Below are 4,796 nucleotides of genomic sequence, written 5' to 3' on the forward strand. Positions count from 1 at the left end.
CCGTCCGCGGCCCCGATGGCCGCAGCCAACTCAGGAGTTCACCCGCCATGGGTCAATCAGTTGTTGTTCTCGGCGCCCAGTGGGGCGATGAAGGCAAGGGCAAGATCGTCGATCTGCTCACCGAGGAAATCGGTGCAGTCGTGCGTTTCCAGGGCGGCCACAACGCCGGCCACACCCTGGTCATCAACGGCAAGAAGACCGTCCTGCACCTGATTCCGTCCGGCATCCTGCGCGACGACGCGCTGTGCCTGATCGGCAATGGCGTGGTGATTTCCCCGGCCGCGCTGCGCAAGGAAATCGAAGAGCTGGAAACGGCCGGCGTGGAAGTGCGCTCGCGCCTGAAGATTTCCCCGGCCGCGCCGCTGATCATGCCGTACCACATTGCCCTGGACCAGGCGCGCGAAAAGGCCGCCGGCGGCAAGGCCATCGGCACCACCGGCCGCGGCATTGGCCCGGCCTATGAAGACAAGGTGGCGCGCCGCGGCATCCGCATCGCCGACCTGCACTACCCGGAACAGCTGGCCGAAAAGCTGCGCACCGCGCTGGATTACCACAACTTCGTGCTCACCAAGTACCTGGGCGTGGAGCCGGTGGACTTCGACAGCGTCTATGCCGAAGCGCTGGCCTTTGGCGAGTACGTGGAGCCGATGAAGAGTGATGTGGCCGGCATCTGCCACGACCTGCGCAAGCAGGGCAAGCGCGTGCTGTTCGAAGGCGCGCAGGGTGCGCTGCTGGACATCGACCACGGCACCTACCCGTACGTCACCAGCTCCAACACCACCGTGGGTGGCGCGCTGGCCGGCGCCGGCGTGGGCGCCGACGCCATCGACTACGTGCTGGGCATCGCCAAGGCCTACGCAACCCGCGTGGGCGGCGGCCCGTTCCCGACCGAACTGGACGACGAAATCGGCCAGGGCATCCGCGACCGCGGCGCCGAATACGGCGCGTCCACCGGCCGCCCGCGCCGCTGCGGCTGGATGGACATCGTCGCGCTGAAGCGCGCCGTGGCCATCAACGGCATCACCGGCCTTTGCATCACCAAGCTGGACGTGCTGGACGGCATGGAAAAGCTCAAGGTGTGCATTGCTTATGAGTACCGCGGCAAGCGCACCGAATACGCCCCGCTGGACGCGCAGGGCTGGGAAGAGTGCACCCCGGTGTACCTGGAATTCCCGGGCTGGAGCGAGAACACCCACGGCATCACCGAGTGGGACCAGCTGCCGCCCGCCGCCCGCGCCTACCTGCGCGCGCTGGAAGAACTGGCCGGCTGCCCGATCAGCATCGTCTCCACCGGCCCGGACCGCGACCACACGATGGTGCTGCAGGATCCGTGGGGTTGAGGTGTTTAGCCCTAAAGGAGCTGAGGCACTAGCGCTGAAGTGATGATGTTGAACCAAGAAGCCCCGCATCTGCGGGGCTTCTTGTTGCTGCATATGAAAAAAATCTACGAGCTCAAAATGCCTGCTGCTCCCACATAGCGGTGGCGTTGCTTCAAGCCATGAGCGGACCTGCCGTCGGTGCGGATCATTCGCGCTTCAATCTGGTCACTCGTCTTGCCAATACCGATGAGCGGTGGCCTGAAACCGAGCCCATAGTTGGCTCCGCTCTGATTCATTCACCTTGGATAGATAGGCCTCGGCGCAGCAGGCGATGCACGAAGCGATGGCAGTTGGCGCAGAGACACTGCAGGTCCTCGAGCCGGGTCATGTGGTCCACAGGCATGTCACCTACCTGGATTCGTGCATGGTGAATCTCAATACATGCTTCACCGTGTTCGGAGCCAAAAATTTCTACAGGGTCAGTGTGGCATCTCTCGCAGAACAAGCGGCCGTGCTTTCTAATGAAGTCTGCTTTTTTTGCCCGAACCGCCGCAGGCTTGCGTTCACGACTGATATGTTGTCTCAGCGCTTGGGCTCCTTCGGGATACACCTCGGGAGGGGGCTCGTTTTGATCAAAGTCGGTCTCGGCTACCTCTGGCTGCATCTTGCCCTTCGGGAAAATGCGATAGCCGGCCTCCCGGAGGAGCCGAAAGCAAAGAGAGTCCTCTCCTGCTGAAAAGTGTTTCGGAAAAATTTCGCGATTGAGTGCAAGAGAAAGAGCATGGCCAAACACTGCCTTCGGAGGAAGGCGCATGCCCTCATCTGTGATGAGATCGTAGTCAGTGGACTCGCCGAATCCGTGCGGTGTGCCGCCCAAGAGGGCCGCCACACTTGCGAAGATCAGATCGGGAGTAGCCTGCTTAATCAGTTCGGCAGGAAGGCGCTCATGGCGACGGTTACCGGAGATGTAAGGCTCGGTAGGGGCGGTACTAAGGGCCTGCTCAAGAACTTGCGCGGACGCGGGCGCCAAGCGTCGTATCACTCGCATCGCGTTGCGTTCGATCTGCCCGGGGACATGCCGATCCATCGCCACCCGGTCCGCGCCACCCTTAAAGCGTAAGCTGCTCACAAGTTCAAGTGGCAGCTCTCGAAACGCAAACTCGGTGGCCGTGCCAACTTCGGGCCAAAGGTATTCCTGTGCTTTCCAGTTCACGCCAGGTGGCTGGCCCTCTGATGTCCGGGTGATCCTGCCCACAGTGAAGGCGCCCAGTAGGCGAAGGACGCCGCCTGCGACGTTGGTCACATATACACGATCACCTGGACTGACTTTGCCGAGGAAATGTGAGCCGCCGGCACCTTGGAGTGGATCACCTGGAGACAAGTCTTGCCAACCAGTAGCGCCCCAATAAATCGTGAATGCGTTTGCCATCCGTCTTCCCTTTGTACAATATCTCAGCTTACAGTGTGCGGTAGTCTTGAATGAGGTGGCTGGCAAGTTCTTCCGTAGCTAAAGACAGCAACTCTGTAAACGCCTATTCGGTGGCATTACGCTAGCTCTGGGACGAGATGCTATCGTCGAAGCTGGTCGCAGCAAGGGCTGCACCTGCAACTCTGGTTGTCTCGAGATCTTTGGCTCATGTGGCAGCTTTCGGCGAAAGGGGCGTCTCAATTTCGAGCCTAAACTAATCCACTAAATGACAGCGGGTTGAATGAGTTGTAGCGTTACATGCCCAGTTATCTAAGCATGGGCTTTGCCGCTTTCTTTGCAGTCTGAGCGACCTCAAGCGCAACACCCGAAGCAGGCATTTCTTCAGAAAGAGTTATTAAGTGAATGGATGGTTCTGGGTTGGCGCGCTGAACAGTCAGGGCGCCGAGCAAATGGGAGATCCCAACATTATCTTGGAACTCTCCTCGAAGTGCTCGGCGATAGGCAGAGGCTAGGATGTCGGCAATTTGCACTCCTGGTAGGTCATGCGACCGGACGAATGAGAAGTCCGAGAGGATCTTTCCGAGGTTCGATGCGGATTTGATCTCAATGCCAGTCTCTTCCTGTAGGTATTTTGGAATCTCATCTTGCCTGTATCCAAATGCCCGCTCGTAGTGGCTGTAATCAAACCCATCGACAAATATTCCAGGCTCCTCAAGTGATTTCGATTGGATTAGCGCGGGTGCCATGTGCCTGATCGTTTCCTCGAAGAGAGGGCGTGCTGAATTTTTCTCGTCAATACGCCAGCGGAATGATCCAATGGTTGCTGGGATTCGCTGCGAGTAGTAAAGAGTTGTCGCTCGATAGACTTGATCCAAAAGGTCAATTTGAGCGACAAATTGGGTATACAGCTGCGGTGATAGCTGTTCGATTCTTGAGGCAAGGCTTTCAATGGATGTGCGCCCTTCCTCGTAAATCATCCGGGGCTTATTGGCTCGAATCTTAGCCGCTTGAATGGCTTGATGTTCGATTATTTCACTGAATTTTTGCTGGCCCAAATCAATTCCAGAGATGAAGAGGATTGAGTCTAGGTTGCGAAGCCTCTGGAGAAAAACTTTGAGCTGTTGTTCTTTAATATCTCTGAGCTTTATTTCATCAGTGTGAGCTCGGTTAGAGGCAAGCTTTAATTCGCGCAGCGCGAGCTCAGCCCGCCTCCGGTCTGCCTCGGGGGTAACGTATGCGGCAACAACATTCCAGCTTCCTACGGTTGGCGAAAGAACGAAGCTTCCAGACTCATCTATATAAATGAACATGTATTTTGGCTATGCTCAGCACTATGCGATTTGGGTCTCGGTTTGAATGAGAAAAAGAGGGGGCTGGATTGACATGCAATCGCCATGTTTTCCTCTAAATCCCTGAGGAATCCGGCCCGTGTGGACTGATAGACAATCACGCTGGATCTTTCCCTGATGTTTCCCCGCTTCCGTGAAGCTCGGTGTACTTGTCGCTGCGCCCTTTTGCAAGTTCGACCGGGTATTTCTTGGCATTGATCAGGAGTTTGCCGCGCGCGGCGGCGGCCGGGTCGATCTGCAGCACGTCGCACAGGCGCAGCAGGTAAAGCAGGACATCGGCAATTTCCGTGCCGACTTGAGCCTTGCGCTCGTCGTTCAGGTTCCGGCTCTGGGTTTCGGTGAGCCACTGGAAGTGTTCCATCAGCTCGCCGGCTTCGATGCTCAGGGCCATGGCAAGGTTCTTGGGGCTGTGGAACTGTTCCCAGTCGCGTTCCTGCGCAAATTGGCGCATGGCAGACTGGAGTTCATGGAGGGCGTCGGGCATGGCATCGAGTTGCTGTAGGAAATTCCTGATAATGGTAATCCGCCATTGACCCCGGTGGGGCCCGCTCGCATGCTGGGTCTCGGAGCCTAGAAACTCCTCAAACAGCGGTACCCACCTCCGACAAACCGGTGGGTTTTTTGTGCCTGCCTCGCAGGTACAACCGACGCGATGCCTGCGTCGGGAGGGCGGTGAATACAACACCCTTCGGGGAAATA

General features: G+C 57.8%; 4 protein-coding genes. 1 reads left to right on the forward strand and 3 read right to left on the reverse strand.

Features of this window, described 5'->3' with window-relative positions; genetic code table 11:
• Positions 1-47 precede the first annotated feature (47 nt).
• Positions 48-1,340, forward strand: coding sequence for an adenylosuccinate synthase (locus tag B3P22_RS22365; protein ID WP_056931330.1), 1,293 nt, complete (start codon positions 48-50; stop codon positions 1,338-1,340).
• Positions 1,341-1,611: 271 nt separating this feature from the next.
• On the opposite strand, the gene B3P22_RS22370 is transcribed toward B3P22_RS22365, so the two are convergent.
• The 3 genes from B3P22_RS22370 to B3P22_RS22380 all read right to left on the reverse strand — a co-directional run bounded on the left by B3P22_RS22370 (position 1,612) and on the right by B3P22_RS22380 (position 4,581).
• A complete protein-coding gene (locus tag B3P22_RS22370) occupies positions 1,612-2,748 on the reverse strand; it encodes an HNH endonuclease (protein WP_243350740.1) in 1,137 nt (378 codons plus the stop codon).
• A 305-nt stretch (positions 2,749-3,053) separates the two neighbouring features.
• Positions 3,054-4,058 carry a DUF3800 domain-containing protein gene (locus B3P22_RS22375; protein ID WP_254574240.1) on the reverse strand — a complete coding sequence of 335 codons (1,005 nt, stop codon included), beginning with the start codon at positions 4,056-4,058 and terminating at the stop codon, positions 3,054-3,056.
• A gap of 136 nt (positions 4,059-4,194) precedes the next feature.
• Positions 4,195-4,581 (reverse strand): nucleotide pyrophosphohydrolase, encoded by a 387-nt coding sequence (locus B3P22_RS22380; RefSeq protein WP_243350738.1) that lies wholly within the window; start codon positions 4,579-4,581, stop codon positions 4,195-4,197.
• Between the last annotated feature and the right edge of the window lie 215 nt (positions 4,582-4,796).

Origin of the sequence: Pseudomonas sp. UBA6323 (assembly GCF_002439135.1) — a bacterium.
Taxonomy (GTDB): Bacteria; Pseudomonadota; Gammaproteobacteria; order Pseudomonadales; family Pseudomonadaceae; genus Aquipseudomonas.

What these genes read in the sequence shown, in the direction of transcription:
- B3P22_RS22365 (WP_056931330.1), top strand. Translation starts at nt 48, where the DNA reads ATGGGTCAATCAGTTGTTGTTCTCGGCGCCCAGTGGGGCGATGAAGGC.
- B3P22_RS22370 (WP_243350740.1), bottom strand. Translation starts at nt 2,748, where the DNA reads ATGGCAAACGCATTCACGATTTATTGGGGCGCTACTGGTTGGCAAGAC.
- B3P22_RS22375 (WP_254574240.1), bottom strand. Translation starts at nt 4,058, where the DNA reads ATGTTCATTTATATAGATGAGTCTGGAAGCTTCGTTCTTTCGCCAACC.
- B3P22_RS22380 (WP_243350738.1), bottom strand. Translation starts at nt 4,581, where the DNA reads ATGCCCGACGCCCTCCATGAACTCCAGTCTGCCATGCGCCAATTTGCG.